Origin of the sequence: Virgifigura deserti (assembly GCA_003576685.1) — a bacterium.
GTDB lineage: Bacteria > Pseudomonadota > Alphaproteobacteria > Dongiales > Dongiaceae > Virgifigura > Virgifigura deserti.
Genome location: QOZR01000024.1, coordinates 1 through 15,881 on the forward strand (window position 1 = coordinate 1; position 15,881 = coordinate 15,881).

Genomic DNA, 15,881 nt, shown 5'->3' on the forward strand with positions numbered 1-15,881 from the left:
CTCCGCCAGGACCTTCGTGATCGCCGCCGTCAACGACGTCTTGCCGTGATCGACATGCCCGATCGTCCCGACATTCACATGCGGCTTCGTCCGCTCAAACTTCGCCTTCGCCATCGCTGTTCTCCGTTCGCTCTCGCTGATTCCCTAACGCCGTCCGGTTACGCCATCTTGGCGCGAACTTCGTCGGCCACGGCCTGGGGAACCTGCTCGTAATGATCGAAATGCATCGTGTACTGGGCACGGCCCTGGCTCATCGACCGCAGATTGTTCACATACCCGAACATGTTCGCCAAAGGCACCATCGCGGTGATGACGCGCGCGATCCCCCGCGAGTCCATGCCGTTGATCTGTCCGCGGCGGCTGTTCAGGTCGCCGATGACGTCGCCCATATATTCTTCCGGCGTGACCACCTCGACCCGCATGACGGGCTCGAGCAGCTTCGGCCCCGCCTTGGCAATGCCCTCGCGGAAGCAAGCGCGCGCGGCGATGTCGAAGGTCATCACGTTCGAGTCGACGTCGTGATAGGCGCCGTCGATCAGCGTCGCCTTGAAGTCGATCATCGGGAAGCCCGCGATCACACCGGTATCGCGCGCCGCATCGAGCCCCTTCTGCACGCCGGGGACGTACTCCTTCGGCACGGCGCCGCCGACCACCGCATTCTCGAACTGATAGCCGCCGCCCTCGAGCGGCTCAAACCGGATCTTCACCCGCGCGAACTGGCCGGCACCGCCGGTCTGCTTCTTGTGGGTGTAGTCCTGCTCGACCGCCTTGGTGATGGTCTCGCGGTAGGCCACCTGCGGTGCGCCGACATTCGCCTCGACCTTGAACTCGCGCTTCATCCGATCGACGAGGATCTCCAGATGCAGCTCGCCCATGCCCTTGATGATGGTCTGACCGCTCTCGTGATCGATGCTGACCCGGAAGGACGGATCCTCCTGGGCGAGACGGTTCAAGGCGACGCCCATCTTCTCCTGGTCACTCTTGGTCTTCGGCTCGACTGCGACCTCGATGACCGGCTCGGGGAACTCCATCCGCTCCAGCACGACCGGCTTGGCCGGATCGCACAGCGTGTCGCCGGTCGTCGTGTTCTTCAGGCCGGCAATGGCGAGGATGTCGCCGGCGCGGGCCTCCTTGATGTCTTCGCGGTGATTGGAGTGCATCTGCAGCATCCGCCCGACGCGCTCCTTCTCACCCTTGACGGTGTTCAGGATCTGCGTTCCCGCCTGCAGCACGCCCGAATAGACGCGCACGAAGGTCAGCGAGCCGACAAACGGATCGGTCATGATCTTGAAGGCCAGCGCCGCGAACGGCTCGTCGTCGGAGCTGCGCCGCACGATCGGCTCGTCGCTGTCCATCTTAACGCCGCGGATGTCCGGCACCTCGATCGGCGACGGCAGATAGTCGACCACCGCGTCCAGCATCGGCTGCACGCCCTTGTTCTTGAACGAGCTGCCGCACAGCACCGGAACGAAAGCGCCAGCGATGGTGCCCTTGCGGATGCAGCGCTTCAGCGTCTCCTCGTCGGGCTCCTTGCCCTCCAGATAGGCCTCCATCACGGCGTCGTCCTGCTCGACCACCAGTTCGACCAGCTTCTGCCGGTACTCGGCCGCCTGATCGGCCAGCTCGGCCGGGATGTCGCCGACGACGAACTCCGCGCCCAGCGACTCGTCCTTCCAGACGATGCCCTTCATCGCCACAAGGTCGACCAGACCCACGAAGTCGCTTTCGCTGCCGATCGGCAGCTGCAGGACGAGCGGTTGCGCGCCCAGGCGGTCGACGATCATGTCGACACAGCGGAAGAAGTTCGCGCCGATGCGGTCCATCTTGTTGACGAAGCAGATCCGCGGCACCCCGTACTTGTCCGCCTGCCGCCACACCGTCTCCGACTGCGGCTCGACGCCGGCGACGCTGTCGAACACCGTGACGGCACCGTCGAGCACGCGCAAGGAGCGCTCCACCTCGATGGTGAAGTCGACGTGGCCCGGCGTGTCGATGATGTTGATCCGGTAGTCGCGCCAGAAGCAGGTCGTTGCGGCCGAGGTGATCGTGATACCCCGCTCCTGCTCCTGCTCCATCCAGTCCATGGTGGCCGTGCCCTCATGGACCTCGCCGATCTTATAGGACCGGCCGGTGTAGTACAGGATGCGCTCGGTCGTCGTCGTTTTGCCGGCATCGATATGCGCCATGATGCCGATATTTCGGTAACGATCGAGAGGGGTCGTACGTGCCATGACTTTTGACTTTCAGAATAAGGCCGTTATCAGCGCCGGTTACCAGCGATAATGCGAGAAGGCCTTGTTGGCTTCCGCCATGCGATGGGTGTCCTCGCGCTTCTTCACCGAGGCGCCCCGGTTGTTAGCGGCATCGAGAAGCTCGCCCGACAGCCGGTCCGTCATCGTCGACTCCGACCGCCCGCGCGCCGTGCCGATGAGCCAGCGGATCGCCAGGGCCTGCGCCCGGTCGGGACGTACCTCGACCGGCACTTGGTAGGTGGCGCCGCCGACACGACGGGAGCGCACCTCGAGATGCGGCCGGACGTTCTCGATGGCGTCGTGGAACACGCGGACGGGATCGAGCCCGGCCTTCTTCTGCACTCGGTCGAAGGCGCCGTAGACGATGTGCTCGGCGACCGACTTCTTCCCGGCATACATCAGCGAGTTGATGAACTTGGTCAGCACGATGTCGCCGTACTTGGCGTCCGGCAACACTTCACGCTTCTCGGCGGAATGGCGGCGAGACATGGGCTGCGTTCCTTACTTCGGACGCTTGGCGCCGTACTTCGAACGGCGCTGGCGGCGGTCTTTAACGCCCTGGGTATCGAGCGTCCCGCGAATGATGTGGTAGCGAACACCGGGCAGATCCTTCACGCGGCCGCCGCGGATCATGACGACCGAGTGCTCTTGCAGATTGTGCCCCTCACCCGGGATGTAGCTGGTGACCTCGAACCCGTTCGTCAGGCGGACACGGGCCACCTTACGAAGGGCCGAGTTCGGCTTCTTCGGCGTCGTCGTATAGACGCGGGTGCAGACGCCGCGCTTCTGCGGGCTGGCCTCGAGCGCCGGAACCTTGTTGCGCGCCACCTGTGGTTGGCGCGACTTACGGATCAATTGATTGATCGTTGGCATTAACCATTTCCTCAACATGCAACGCGCAAGCGATGCAAATGACCGCAACGAAGCAAACGGCTTTGCTTCGAGCGGTCTGATAACCGCCGTCGAGCGGCGTATGTTGTGTCTCGTTTACAGCATGAGGCTGCGTCTAGGCTGTTCGCCTACCACCAACCTCTCCATAGGCGGGCGGATACTATTTACCCGCCCCAGACGCGTCAAGTGAAAGAGTGAAAATTCCCCCAAGATTCGCGGCCTTACAGCAGGCCGCCGGAAGTCCGGCGGCACCCTTTAGGGTAACCGCCGGGCTTCCGGCCAAATCCTGCTGGATCAGGCCACCTCCGATTCCTCGCTTTCCTCGCTGGCCGGAAGCGCCTTGGGCTGCGCCGCCGCGAGTTCCCGGTCACGCTCGGCGGCGATCTGCCGCAGGCGGTTCATCACGCTGCCGGTACCGGCGGGAATGAGCCGGCCGACGATCACGTTCTCCTTGAGACCGATCAGATCGTCGACCCGGCCCGAGACCGCCGCCTCGGTCAGGACCCGAGTCGTCTCCTGGAACGAAGCAGCCGAGATGAAGGAGCGGGTCTGCAGGCTCGCCTTGGTGATGCCCTGCAGAACCGGGCTGCCGATGGCGGTGCGTCCGCCCTCCTCCAGGGTCTTGCCGTTGACCTCCTCGAACTCGCTCCGGTCGACCTGCTCGCCGACCAGGAAGGTGGTATCGCCGGCGTCGTGAATCTCGATCTTCTGCAGCATCTGGCGAACGATCACCTCGATGTGCTTGTCGTTGATCTTCACGCCCTGCAGGCGATAGACCTCCTGGATCTCGTTGATCAGGTAGTTCGCCAGCTCCTCGACGCCGAGCACGTTCAGGATGTCGTGCGGCACCGGGTTGCCGTCCATCAGCAGGTCGCCCCGAAGGACATAGTCGCCCTCCTGGACGCTGATGTGCTTGCCCTTCGGGATCAGATACTCGACCGGCTCCTGGGACGCGTCCTCGGGCACGACCATGATGCGGCGCTTGGTCTTGTAGTCCTTGCCGAACTCAACGCGCCCATCGATATCGCTGATGATCGCGTAATCCTTCGGCTTGCGCGCCTCAAACAGCTCCGCGACCCGGGGCAAACCACCGGTGATGTCGCGGGTCTTCGAGGATTCGCGCGGGATACGAGCCAGCACGTCGCCCGCCTTGACATGGGCACCGTTGTCGACACTGAGGATCGCGTCGACCGACATGAAGTAGCGTGCCTCGAGCCCGTTAGGGAGCGTGATCACGTCGCCCTTCTCGTCGCGCAGCGTGATCCGCGGCTTCAGGTCGTTGCCCCGCGGCTGCTGCTTCCAATCGACGACGACGCGGTTGGAAATGCCCGTCGTCTCGTCCAGCACCTCGCGCATCGACAGGCCTTCGACCAGATCGACGTAGTTCGCGATACCCTCCCGCTCGGTGATGATCGGCAGGGTGTAGGGATCCCACTCGGCCAAGCGCTGGCCCTTGGTCACCGTCGCACCGGTGTCGATCAGCAGCTTCGCCCCGTAGGGCACCCGGTGACGCGCCTTCTCCCGCCCGGCCTCGTCGTTCAGGATCACTTCGCAGTTGCGGCCCATGACGACCGGAACGCCCTCGCTGTTCACGACGACGTTGCGGTTCTTGACCTCGACCGTGGCCGGGAACGCCGCCTCGACGCTTGACTGCTCCGCTCCGCGCTGCGCCGCGCCGCCGATGTGGAAGGTCCGCATCGTCAACTGCGTGCCCGGCTCTCCGATCGACTGGGCGGCGATGACACCGACCGCCTCGCCGACATTGACCGGCGTGCCGCGGGCCAAGTCCCGGCCGTAGCAACGCCCGCAGATCCCGTTCTTGGTCTCGCAGGTGAGGACCGAGCGAATGATCACCGTGTCGATGCCGGCACGATCGATCAACTCGACCATTTCCTCGTCGATCAGGCCACCGGCTTCGACGACCACTTCGCCCGACAACGGATCGACGATGTCCACCGCCGCATTGCGGCCGAGAATCCGCTCCGCGAGCGGCGCGATCACCTCGCCGCCTTCGACCACCGCCTTGACGGTGAGGCCGTTCTGCGTGCCGCAGTTCTCCTCGACGATGATGGCGTCCTGGGCGACGTCGACCAGACGGCGCGTCAGATAGCCGGAGTTGGCCGTCTTCAGCGCGGTATCGGCAAGACCTTTACGAGCACCATGGGTCGAGTTGAAGTACTCGAGCACCGTCAGGCCTTCCTTGAAGTTCGAGATGATCGGCGTCTCGATGATCTCGCCCGACGGCTTCGCCATCAGCCCGCGCATGCCGGCGAGCTGCTTGATCTGCGCCGCCGAACCACGAGCGCCGGAGTGCGCCATCATATAGACCGAGTTGATCTGGGTGCCGGAGGCCTTCTCCGACATCACCTTCATCATCTCGTCGGCCACACGCTCGGTGCAATTCGACCAGACGTCGACCACCTTGTTGTACTTCTCGCCCTGGGTGATCAGCCCGTCGAGATATTGCTGCTCGTACTCCTTCACCTTCTCCTGGGCATCGGCGACGAGCTTCTCCTTGGAGCGCGGGATGATCAGATCGTCCTTGCCGAAGGAAATACCGGCCCGGCAGGCATAGCCGAAGCCCATATTCATCATCCGGTCGGCGAAGATCACCGTCTCCTTCTGACCGCAATGACGGTAGACGATGTCGATGACGTTGGTGATCTCCTTCTTCGTCAACAGCCGGTTCATCAGGTCGATCGACACGTTGGGATGACGCGGCAGGATCTCCGACAGCAGCATCCGACCCGGCGTCGTCTGGATCAGCGTCGTCACCGGCCGGCCTTCGGCGTCGACCGTCTTGTAGCGAGCCTTGATCGGGCTGTGCATGGTGACGACCTTCGCCTCCAGCGCCTGCTGGATCTCGCCGATATTGGCAAAGGCCATGCCGGCGCCCGGCTCGTCCTTGCCTTCCATCGTCATGTAGTAGAGGCCCAGCACGATATCCTGGCTCGGCACGATGATCGGCTTGCCGTTCGCCGGCGACAGGATGTTGTTGGTCGACATCATCAGCACGCGCGCCTCGAGCTGCGCCTCCAGCGACAGCGGCACATGGACCGCCATCTGGTCGCCGTCGAAGTCGGCGTTGAACGCCGTGCAGACCAGTGGATGGAGCTGGATGGCCTTGCCCTCGATCAGCACCGGCTCGAAGGCCTGGATGCCGAGGCGATGCAAGGTCGGCGCCCGGTTCAACAGGACCGGGTGCTCGCGGATCACCTCCTCGAGGATGTCCCAGACCTCCGGGCGCTCCTTCTCGACCATCCGCTTGGCCGCCTTGATCGTGCTCGCCATGCCGTAGAGCTCGAGCTTCGAGTAGATGAACGGCTTGAACAGCTCGAGCGCCATCTTCTTCGGCAGGCCACACTGATGCAGCTTCAGCTCCGGACCGACGACGATCACCGAGCGGCCGGAATAGTCCACGCGCTTGCCGAGCAGGTTTTGGCGGAACCGGCCCTGCTTGCCCTTCAGCATATCTGAGAGCGACTTCAACGGCCGCTTGTTGGCGCCGGTGATGACCCGGCCGCGACGGCCGTTGTCGAACAGCGCGTCGACCGCCTCCTGCAGCATGCGCTTCTCGTTGCGAACGATGATGTCCGGCGCACGCAGTTCGATGAGGCGCTTCAACCGGTTGTTCCGGTTGATGACGCGGCGATAGAGGTCATTGAGGTCGGATGTGGCGAACCGGCCGCCGTCGAGCGGCACCAGGGGGCGCAGCTCGGGCGGGATCACCGGAACCACTTCGAGGATCATCCATTCCGGACGGCTGCCGGACTCGATGAAAGCCTCGACCAGCTTCAGCCGCTTGACGAGCTTCTTGCGCTTCGCCTCGGACGAGGTCTCGCGCAGCTCGACCCGCATCCGCTGCAGTTCCTCCTCGAGATCCAGCGCGGCAAGCATGCTGCGCATCGCCTCGGCGCCGATGCCGGCCTGGAACGCGTCCACGCCGAACTCATCCTGCGCGTCGAGATACTGCTCCTCGCTCATCAGCTGATGCAGCTTGAGCGGCGTCAAGCCGGGCTCGATCACGACATAATTCTCGAAATAGAGGATCCGCTCGAGATCCTTCAGCGTCATGTCGAGCAGGAGGCCGATGCGGCTCGGCAGCGACTTCAGGAACCAGATATGCGCGACCGGCGAGGCGAGTTCGATATGCCCCATCCGCTCGCGGCGGACCTTCGACAGGGTCACCTCGACGCCGCACTTCTCGCAGATGATGCCGCGATACTTCATCCGCTTGTACTTGCCGCACAGGCACTCATAGTCCTTGATCGGCCCGAAGATCCGGGCACAGAACAGGCCGTCCCGCTCCGGCTTGAAAGTGCGGTAGTTGATCGTCTCCGGCTTCTTGATCTCGCCGAACGACCAGGACCGGATCCGCTCCGGACTGGCGATCGAAATGCGGATCTGGTCGAAGCTCTGCGGCCCGGTCGCCTGGCCAAAGATGTTCATCAATTCGTTCATTACTTGCTCCCGATCTCTCGGACCCGAAGGCCCGTTCCCGTCGATCCGGCGAAACCCGCCGCCGGCCGCGCCCCGCCCATGCGCCTTGGCATAGGCTCGCTGGGCGCGGCCGGCTTGCCGATCAATAGCTACGCTGGTTCAGCTCAACATTGAGGCCCAGCGACCGCAGCTCCTTCACCAGCACGTTGAAGGACTCCGGAATGCCGGCCTCGAAGTTGTCGTCGCCGCGGACGATCGCCTCGTAGGTCTTCGTCCGACCGGAGACGTCGTCCGACTTCACCGTCAGCATCTCCTGAAGCGTGTAGGCCGCACCGTAGGCTTCGAGCGCCCAGACCTCCATCTCGCCGAAGCGCTGCCCGCCGAACTGCGCCTTGCCGCCCAGCGGCTGCTGGGTGACCAGGCTGTACGGGCCGATCGAACGCGCGTGGATCTTGTCGTCGACCAGATGGTGCAGCTTCAGCATGTAGATGTAGCCGACCGTCACGCTTCTCTCGAACTTCTCGCCCGAGCGACCGTCGATCAGCGTCACCTGCCCCGAGGAGTCGAGGCCCGCCTGCTCCAGCATGGTGACGATGTCGTCCTCGCGGGCACCGTCGAACACCGGCGAGGCCACCGGCACGCCCTCCGTCAGATTGCCGGCCAGCTCGAGAACCTCCTCGTCGCTGCGGTCGGCGATCTCCGTTTTGTAAGCCTTCTCGCCATAAATCGTCCGAAGCTGCTTGCGCAGATCGGCGACCTTTCCATTCGACGCCACCGTATCGAGCATCTTCCCGATCTGGCGGCCGAGATTGGTACAGGCCCAGCCGAGATGCGTCTCGAGGATCTGCCCGACATTCATGCGCGACGGAACGCCCAGCGGATTGAGCACGATGTCCACCGGCGTGCCGTCCTCGAGATAGGGCATGTCCTCGATCGGCATGATCTTGGAAATCACCCCCTTGTTGCCGTGCCGGCCCGCCATCTTGTCGCCAGGCTGCAGCTTGCGCTTCACCGCGACGAAGACCTTGACCATCTTCATCACGCCGGGCGGCAGCTCGTCGCCGCGCTGCAGCTTGTCGACCTTGTTGTCGAAGCGCGCCGAGATCGCGTTGATGCTCTCTTGGAACTGCCGCTTCAGGGCCTCGACATCGGCCATGCGCTTGTCGTTCTTGATCGCGATCTGACGCCACTGGCCAGGCGTATACTCGCCGAGCACCTTATCGGTGATGCGGGTATCCGCCTTCAGGCCCTTCGGACCGCTCGCCGCCACCTGGTTGACCAGCAGTTCCTTGAGCCGGCCATAGAAACTCCGCTCGAGAATCGCCTTCTCATCGTCGCGGTCCTTGGCAAGCCGCTCGATCTCGGCCCGCTCGATGGCGAGCGCACGCTCGTCCTTGTCGACGCCACGACGTGAGAACACCCGGACCTCGACGATGGTTCCGGCCACTCCCGGCGGCAGGCGCATCGAGGTATCGCGGACATCCGACGCCTTCTCGCCGAAGATCGCGCGCAGCAGCTTCTCCTCCGGCGTCATCGGCGATTCGCCCTTCGGCGTGACCTTGCCGACGAGGATGTCGCCCGGCTTCACCTCGGCGCCGATATAGACGATGCCCGCCTCGTCGAGGTTCTTCAGAGCCTCCTCGCCGACGTTCGGGATGTCGCGCGTGATCTCCTCCTGACCCAGCTTCGTGTCGCGGGCCATCACCTCGAACTCCTCGATATGGATCGAGGTGAAGACGTCGTCGCTGACGATCCGCTCGGAGATCAGGATCGAGTCCTCGAAGTTGTAGCCCTGCCACGGCATGAAGGCGCAAAGGACGTTGCGGCCGAGCGCCAGCTCGCCGAGCTGCGTCGAGGGACCATCGCCGACGATGTCGCCGGCCTTGACCTGATCGCCGACCTTCACCAGCGGCCTCTGCGTGATGCAGGTGTTCTGGTTCGACCGCTGGAACTTCAGCAGGTTGTAAATATCGACGCCCGACACGTCCGACTGCGTCTCCTCGGTCGCGCGGATCACGATGCGGGTGGCATCGACCTGATCGACGATACCGCTCCGCCGCGCAACGATGGCGACGCCGGAATCGCGCGCCACGGTCTCCTCCATGCCGGTACCGACGATCGGTGCCTCGGCGCGCAGCAGCGGTACTGCCTGGCGCTGCATGTTGGAGCCCATGAGGGCGCGGTTGGCGTCATCGTTCTCGAGGAAGGGAATCAGCGCGGCGGCGACCGAAACGAGCTGCTTCGGCGACACGTCGATGAAATCGATATCCTCCGGCCGCGCCATGACGAAATCGCCGCCGCGACGGCAGCTGATCAGGTCGGACGCGAACCGGCCCTTGGCGTCGAGCTCGGCATTGGCCTGGGCGACCGTGTACTTGCCCTCCTCCATCGCCGACAGATAGACCACCTCGTCGGCAACCTGGCCGTTCTCGACCTTGCGGTACGGGCTCTCGATGAAACCGTACTGGTTCACCCGGGCGTAGGTTGCCAAGCTGTTGATCAGGCCGATATTCGGCCCTTCCGGCGTCTCGATCGGGCAGATCCGGCCATAGTGGGTCGGATGCACGTCGCGCACCTCGAAGCCAGCACGCTCGCGGGTCAGCCCGCCCGGCCCAAGCGCCGACAGACGCCGCTTGTGGGTGATCTCCGACAGCGGGTTGGTCTGGTCCATGAACTGCGAGAGCTGCGACGAGCCGAAGAACTCGCGCACCGCCGCCGCCGCAGGCTTGGCGTTGATCAGGTCGTGCGGCATCACCGAGTCGATCTCGACCGAGCTCATCCGCTCGCGGATCGCCCGCTCCATCCGCAGCAAGCCGACGCGGTACTGATTCTCAAGCAGCTCGCCGACCGACCGGACCCGGCGATTGCCGAGATGGTCGATATCGTCGATCTCGCCGCGCCCGTCCTTAAGATCCACCAGGACCTTGAGAATCGCCAGGATATCGTCCTTGCGCAGAACCCGAATCGTGTCCTCGGTCTGCTGGTTCAGGCGCGAATTCATCTTGACCCGGCCGACCGCCGACAGGTCATAGCGCTCGGCATCGAAGAACAGCCCCTTGAATAGCGCCTCCGCCGTTTCCAGCGTTGGCGGCTCGCCCGGCCGCATCACGCGGTAGATATCGATCAGCGCTTCCTCGCGCGAGGTATTCTTGTCGATCGCCAGCGTGTTGCGAATGTAGGGACCGACATTGACGTGATCGATGGCCAGCGTGGGAATGCTGTCGACCCCGGCGCTCTCCAGAGCCTCCAGCATCGCCTCGGTCAGCTCGTCGCCTGCCTCGGCGAAGATCTCGCCGGTTTCCTCGTTGACCAGGTCGGCCGCGACGTAGCGGCTGATCAGGTCCTCGGCACCGACCAGCTGCTCCTTCAGGCCCGCTTCCTGGAGCTTGCGCGCCAGCCGCGGCGTCATCTTCGAACCGGCCTCGGCGGCAACCTTGCCGGTCTTCGCATCGATCAGGTCACTGACCAGCTTGACGCCACGCAGGCGCTCCGGATCGAACGCCGTCTGCCAGCCCTTCTTGGTTCGCGTGAAGGTTACCTGGTTATAGAAGAAGCGGAGAACCTCCTCGGTCGACATGCCGCCAACCCGCCGCTCCTCTTCGCTCAACTCCTCGCCCTCGGCGATGCGCTGCGCCATCTCTTCGCTCCACATCGCCAGCAGCAGCGTGGTGGCGGGCAGCTTGCGGCGCCGGTCGATGCGGACATAGACGAGATCCTTGGCGTCGAACTCGAAATCGAGCCAGGAGCCGCGATAGGGGATGACGCGGGCGGCGAAGAGGTATTTGCCCGAGGAGTGGGTCTTGCCCTTGTCATGGTCGAAGAAGACGCCGGGCGAGCGGTGCATCTGGCTGACGATCACGCGCTCGGTGCCGTTGATGACGAAGGTGCCGTTGGCCGTCATCAGCGGCATGTCGCCCATATAGACGTCCTGCTCCTTGATGTCGCGGATCGAGCGGGCCCCAGTCTCCTCGTCGACGTCCCAGACGACAAGACGCAGAGTCACCTTGAGCGGAGCGGCGAAGGTCATGCCGCGCTGCTGGCACTCCTCGACGTCGTATTTCGGCTCCTCGAGCTCGTACTTGACGAACTGAAGCTCAGCGCGCTCGGAGAAATCCTTGATCGGGAAAACGGACTTGAAGACCTCCTGCAGCCCCACATGCTCCCGCTGCTCCGGCGCCACGCCGATCTGGAGGAAATGGTCGTACGAGCTCTTCTGAACCTCGATCAGGTTCGGCATCCTGCTGATCTCAGCGATGCGCCCGAAGTTCTTGCGGATCCGCTTGCGACCGATAAAAGAATTGTCCATTGCTGCCCTCGTATGTTCCTGTGCGGCTCCTGCCGCGAGCATCTCCGCCATCAGCGCCAGGATGCCTTGGGATCGCCCGGCCCCGGATCCTGGTGGTCCGACCACAACGAACGGGTCTTATCCGTTCGCATCGGACCCTATGCGCCGACGAACGGCCGGCGCCTGCGAATCATCAAACCCGTGCTCAGCCTCTGCCGTCAGACATCGCACGCAATAGCCGGCAGGCCGGCGCACGACATCCCGCTGGGGACGCCGCCCGCCGGCCTTGCACGACCAGAAGAGATAACAACTTACTTGAGTTCGACCGTCGCACCGGCTTCTTCAAGTTTCTTCTTGAGCTCTTCCGCTTCGGCTTTGTTCACGCCTTCCTTAACCGCCTTGGGAGCCGACTCGACAAGATCCTTGGCCTCCTTGAGTCCGAGGCCAGTGATCGCCCGCACTTCCTTGATCACATTGATCTTCTTGTCACCCGCGCTGGCAAGAACGACGTTGAACTCGTCCTTCTCGGGTGCAGCTTCGGCAGCGGCTGCACCACCGCCGGCCGCCGCCACGGCGACCGGAGCCGCCGCGGAAACGCCCCAAGCCTCTTCGAGCTTCTTGCTCAATTCCGCCGCCTCTAGGACGGTCAGTTTAGATAGTTCATCAACCAACTTTTGCAAGTCTGCCATTTCTCATCTCCTTGGCTTGAACAACGGTCGGCGGCATCGCTCAGGCTGCATCGCCCTTTGTAGCGTAAGCATTGAAGACACGCGCCAACTGCGCGGCCGGCGCCTGCAGCACGGTGGCCACACGAGTCGCCGGGGTCTGCAGCATGCCAACGAGCCGGCCCCGCAACTCATCAAGTGACGGCAGCGTGGCGAGCGCCTTGATCCCGTCGGGATCGAGGATCTGCGCACCCATTGCCCCACCGATGATGGTGAGCTTGTCGTTGGCGTTGGCGAACGTGACGGCCACCTTCGCCGCCGCGACCGGATCCGCCGAATAGGCGATCGCCGTCGGTCCGGTAAACAGGGAAGAAAGTCCCTGGAATTGCGTGCCTTCAAGCGCGAGACGCACGAGCCGGTTCTTGGTCACCTTGAAGCCGGCGCCCGCTTCCCGCATTTGCCGGCGGAGGTTGGTCACCTCGCCGACGGTAAGGCCGACCTGGTGCGTAACAACCACCAGGTGGGTCTGCGCAAAGGTTTGATGCAACGAGGCGACCAACTCTTGCTTCTGTGATCGGTCCACTGATCGTCTCCGATGCCATCGGTCGGCCGTTCCCGGTCGGGTTCGGACGACCTCGTTTGCAAAAGGGCCTCCGGGACATCCCGGAAGACCCGGTTCGCCTGTCCCAGAAGTTCAAGCCGCGAACGCGCCGCCGCATCTGCGGCGACCCGGAAACTGCTTGTCCTCCCGTCTATGCAGGCATCGTTGCCGTTTTAAGCCCGCACCGGCCGAAGCCGACGAGAGCACCTGCAGTCTCGGACAGGTTTGGGAAGCCGGCCTTTCGACCGATCTTCCCGGCCGCCGCCCCGAAGGACGGCGGAACTCGCGAATCCCGGCGTCGGTTAGACGCCGAGCAGGGACGAAAGATCGAGCTTCACGCCCGGGCCCATCGTCGAGCTCAAGGACACCTTGCGGATGTAGGTCCCTTTGGCGCCGCTCGGCTTGGCGCGGCTGATCGCGCCGACGAACGCCTTCACATTCTCGATCAGCGCGGTCTGATCGAAGCTCGCCTTGCCGACGCCGGCATGGACCAGCCCGGCCTTCTCCGCCCGGAACTCGACCTGACCGCCCTTGGCCGCCTTGACCGCCTCGGCGACGTCGTTGGTCACCGTGCCCAGCTTCGGGTTCGGCATCAGGCCGCGCGGCCCCAGAACCTTGCCGAGCCGGCCGACCACCGCCATCATGTCCGGCGTGGCGATGCAGCGGTCGAAATTGATCTCGCCGGCCTGCACCTTCTCCGCCAGATCCTCGGCCCCGACCACGTCGGCGCCCGCGGCCTCCGCCTTCGCCGCCTTGTCGCCCTTGGCGAAAACGGCGACGCGCAGGCTCTTGCCGGTGCCGTTCGGCAGCTGAACGACGCCGCGCACGTTCTGATCGGCGTGCCGCGGGTCGATGCCCAGATTCATCGCGATCTCAACGGTCTCGTCGAACTTGGCCGTCGCCCGCTCCTTGATCAGCGCGACCGCCGCATCGAGATCGTAGAAGCTGTTGCGGTCAATGTTCTTGTAGGCGTCGACCAGACGCTTTCCGTTCTGAGCCATCGTCCTACTCCACCACTTCGAGGCCCATCGAGCGCGCCGATCCTCGAATCATCTCGGCTGCGGCATCGACATCATGGGCGTTGAGGTCCACCATCTTCTGTTCGGCAATCTGGCGAACCTGCGCCATCGTCACCTTGCCGACCGTGCCCCGGCCCGGCGTCTGCGAACCCTTCTCCAAACCAGCCGCCTTGCGTAGAAAGTAGCTGGCCGGCGGCGTCTTGGTGACGAAGGTGAAAGAGCGGTCGGCAAAGGCCGTAATCACGACCGGAATCGGCATGCCCTGCTCGAGATTCTGAGTCGCCGCATTAAACTGCTTGCAGAACTCCATGATATTCAAGCCGCGCTGACCGAGCGCGGGACCGACCGGCGGCGACGGGTTGGCCTTGCCGGCGGGGATCTGCAGTTTGATATAGGCTTCGATCTTCTTCGCCATTCCTGAACCTCAGTCCGTTCTTGGTTGCGAGCCGCCCGACTCTCGCCGGCCGTCTCCCGGGCGCTTCGGCCCGCTGGGGCGCGCGGTCACGGCCATGGCTGGCCTCCCGCACATGAGCCGTCCCGCCTTGGCAGGAACGGCGTAAATCCCGTCTTAAAGCTTCTCGACCTGCGAGTATTCCAGTTCGACCGGTGTCGCCCGGCCGAAGATCGACACAGCGACCTTGAGCCGCCCCTTCTCCTCGTCGACCTCCTCGACCAGCCCGTTGAAGGACGTGAAGGGCCCGTCGGAGACGCGAACCTGCTCGCCCACCTCGAAGATTACCGACGGCTTCGGCCGCTCGATTCCCTCCTGCACCTGATGGAGGATGCGATCGGCCTCGGCCTGGGAGATCGGCGTCGGCCGACCCTTGTTGCCGAGAAAACCCGTCACCTTCGGCGTATTCTTGACCAGATGCCAGGTTTCGTCCGTCATATCCATGCGGATCAGGACATAGCCGGGGAAGAACTTCCGCTCGGCATTGACCTTTGCGCCGCGGCGCAGCTCGACGACCTCTTCCGTCGGCACCAGAACGTCGGCGATCTGCTCCGCCATTCCCTTCTGCTGCGCCTGTTCGCGAATGGACTGCGCGACCTTCCGTTCGAATCCGGAATAGACGTGAACGACATACCAGCGAAGCGCCATCTCCATCAGCCTCCGAGTCCGAGGATCAGCCGGACGCCGAAGGCCAGCACCTGATCCACCAAAAGGAAGAACAAGGCGGCAAGGACCACCATGACGAGAACCATCGCCGTGGTGATCGTCGTCTCCTTGCGGGTCGGCCAGGTCACTTTGCTGACCTCCTGCCGCACCTGCTGTACGAATTGCGCTGGACTCGTCTTCGCCATGCCCTTGCCTCGGCCTTTCGGCCGTCTGATTCCTCGTCTTTACCGATTATGGCAGGAGTGGAGGGACTCGAACCCCCAACCCCCGGTTTTGGAGACCGGTGCTCTAGCCAGTTGAGCTACACTCCTAAGGCATCCAAGCTCGCCGCCTCGCGAAAACCACCGGCGTCTTTTCGAGAGTCGCCGGTGGGATCCATTCAGCCCGTATTCAGGTTAACTCGGGTCGTCGCACCCTCGCGCCCCCAGGTTCTTGTCCGCCTGCGTCCGCCTGCCGCCTCTTACGGCGACCGCCGTCCGCCTGTTCGATAACCCGCCTTACTCGATGATCTGGGCGACGACGCCGGCGCCGACGGTGCGGCCGCCCTCGCGGATGGCGAAGCGCAGGCCCTCGTCCATCGCGATCGGGGCGATCAGCTGGACCTCCATCGA

Annotated in this window: 13 protein-coding genes and 1 tRNA gene; all 14 read right to left on the minus strand. The window is 63.9% G+C overall.

Annotated elements, in window-relative coordinates; translation table 11 throughout:
• Positions 1 to 114 (minus strand): GTP-binding protein (locus DT069_RS24140; protein ID WP_162913343.1); only part of this gene is annotated, 114 nt, incomplete at its 3' end.
• Positions 115 to 158: 44 nt separating this feature from the next.
• Positions 159 to 2,231: an elongation factor G gene (gene fusA, locus DT069_RS24145; RefSeq protein ID WP_119462907.1), complete on the minus strand. Its 2,073-nt coding sequence runs from the start codon at positions 2,229 to 2,231 to the stop codon at positions 159 to 161.
• 39 nt (positions 2,232 to 2,270) lie between these two features.
• The gene (gene rpsG / locus DT069_RS24150) at positions 2,271 to 2,741 is read right to left on the minus strand and encodes a 30S ribosomal protein S7 (protein WP_119462908.1); all 471 of its coding nucleotides are present in this window, start codon (positions 2,739 to 2,741) and stop codon (positions 2,271 to 2,273) included.
• Positions 2,742 to 2,753: 12 nt separating this feature from the next.
• Entirely contained in the window at positions 2,754 to 3,125 is a 372-nt protein-coding gene (gene rpsL, locus DT069_RS24155) for a 30S ribosomal protein S12 (protein ID WP_119462909.1), read from the minus strand.
• A 312-nt stretch (positions 3,126 to 3,437) separates the two neighbouring features.
• Complete coding sequence (gene rpoC / locus DT069_RS24160) at positions 3,438 to 7,604, minus strand: DNA-directed RNA polymerase subunit beta' (protein ID WP_119462910.1); 4,167 nt, start codon at positions 7,602 to 7,604, stop codon at positions 3,438 to 3,440.
• A 121-nt stretch (positions 7,605 to 7,725) separates the two neighbouring features.
• Entirely contained in the window at positions 7,726 to 11,889 is a 4,164-nt protein-coding gene (gene rpoB, locus DT069_RS24165; RefSeq protein ID WP_119462911.1) for a DNA-directed RNA polymerase subunit beta, read from the minus strand.
• Positions 11,890 to 12,179: 290 nt separating this feature from the next.
• On the minus strand, positions 12,180 to 12,557 hold the full coding sequence (rplL, locus tag DT069_RS24170; RefSeq protein ID WP_119462912.1) for a 50S ribosomal protein L7/L12: 378 nt from the start codon (positions 12,555 to 12,557) through the stop codon (positions 12,180 to 12,182).
• Positions 12,558 to 12,597: 40 nt separating this feature from the next.
• Positions 12,598 to 13,116, minus strand: a complete 519-nt coding sequence (gene rplJ, locus DT069_RS24175; RefSeq protein ID WP_119462913.1) for a 50S ribosomal protein L10 — start codon at positions 13,114 to 13,116, stop codon at positions 12,598 to 12,600.
• Between the two features lie 320 nt (positions 13,117 to 13,436).
• Positions 13,437 to 14,135, minus strand: coding sequence for a 50S ribosomal protein L1 (gene rplA / locus DT069_RS24180; RefSeq protein ID WP_119462914.1), 699 nt, complete (start codon positions 14,133 to 14,135; stop codon positions 13,437 to 13,439).
• A gap of 4 nt (positions 14,136 to 14,139) precedes the next feature.
• On the minus strand, positions 14,140 to 14,568 hold the full coding sequence (gene rplK / locus DT069_RS24185) for a 50S ribosomal protein L11 (protein WP_119462915.1): 429 nt from the start codon (positions 14,566 to 14,568) through the stop codon (positions 14,140 to 14,142).
• Positions 14,569 to 14,721: 153 nt separating this feature from the next.
• Positions 14,722 to 15,252 carry a transcription termination/antitermination protein NusG gene (gene nusG, locus DT069_RS24190; protein WP_119462917.1) on the minus strand — a complete coding sequence of 177 codons (531 nt, stop codon included), beginning with the start codon at positions 15,250 to 15,252 and terminating at the stop codon, positions 14,722 to 14,724.
• Between the two features lie 5 nt (positions 15,253 to 15,257).
• Complete coding sequence (gene secE, locus DT069_RS24195) at positions 15,258 to 15,455, minus strand: preprotein translocase subunit SecE (RefSeq protein WP_119462916.1); 198 nt, start codon at positions 15,453 to 15,455, stop codon at positions 15,258 to 15,260.
• Between the two features lie 49 nt (positions 15,456 to 15,504).
• A tRNA-Trp gene (locus tag DT069_RS24200) sits at positions 15,505 to 15,581 on the minus strand.
• 186 nt (positions 15,582 to 15,767) lie between these two features.
• Positions 15,768 to 15,881, minus strand: a 114-nt coding sequence (locus DT069_RS24205) for an EF-Tu C-terminal domain-related protein (RefSeq protein ID WP_483887794.1), incomplete at its 5' end; no start/stop codon positions are given.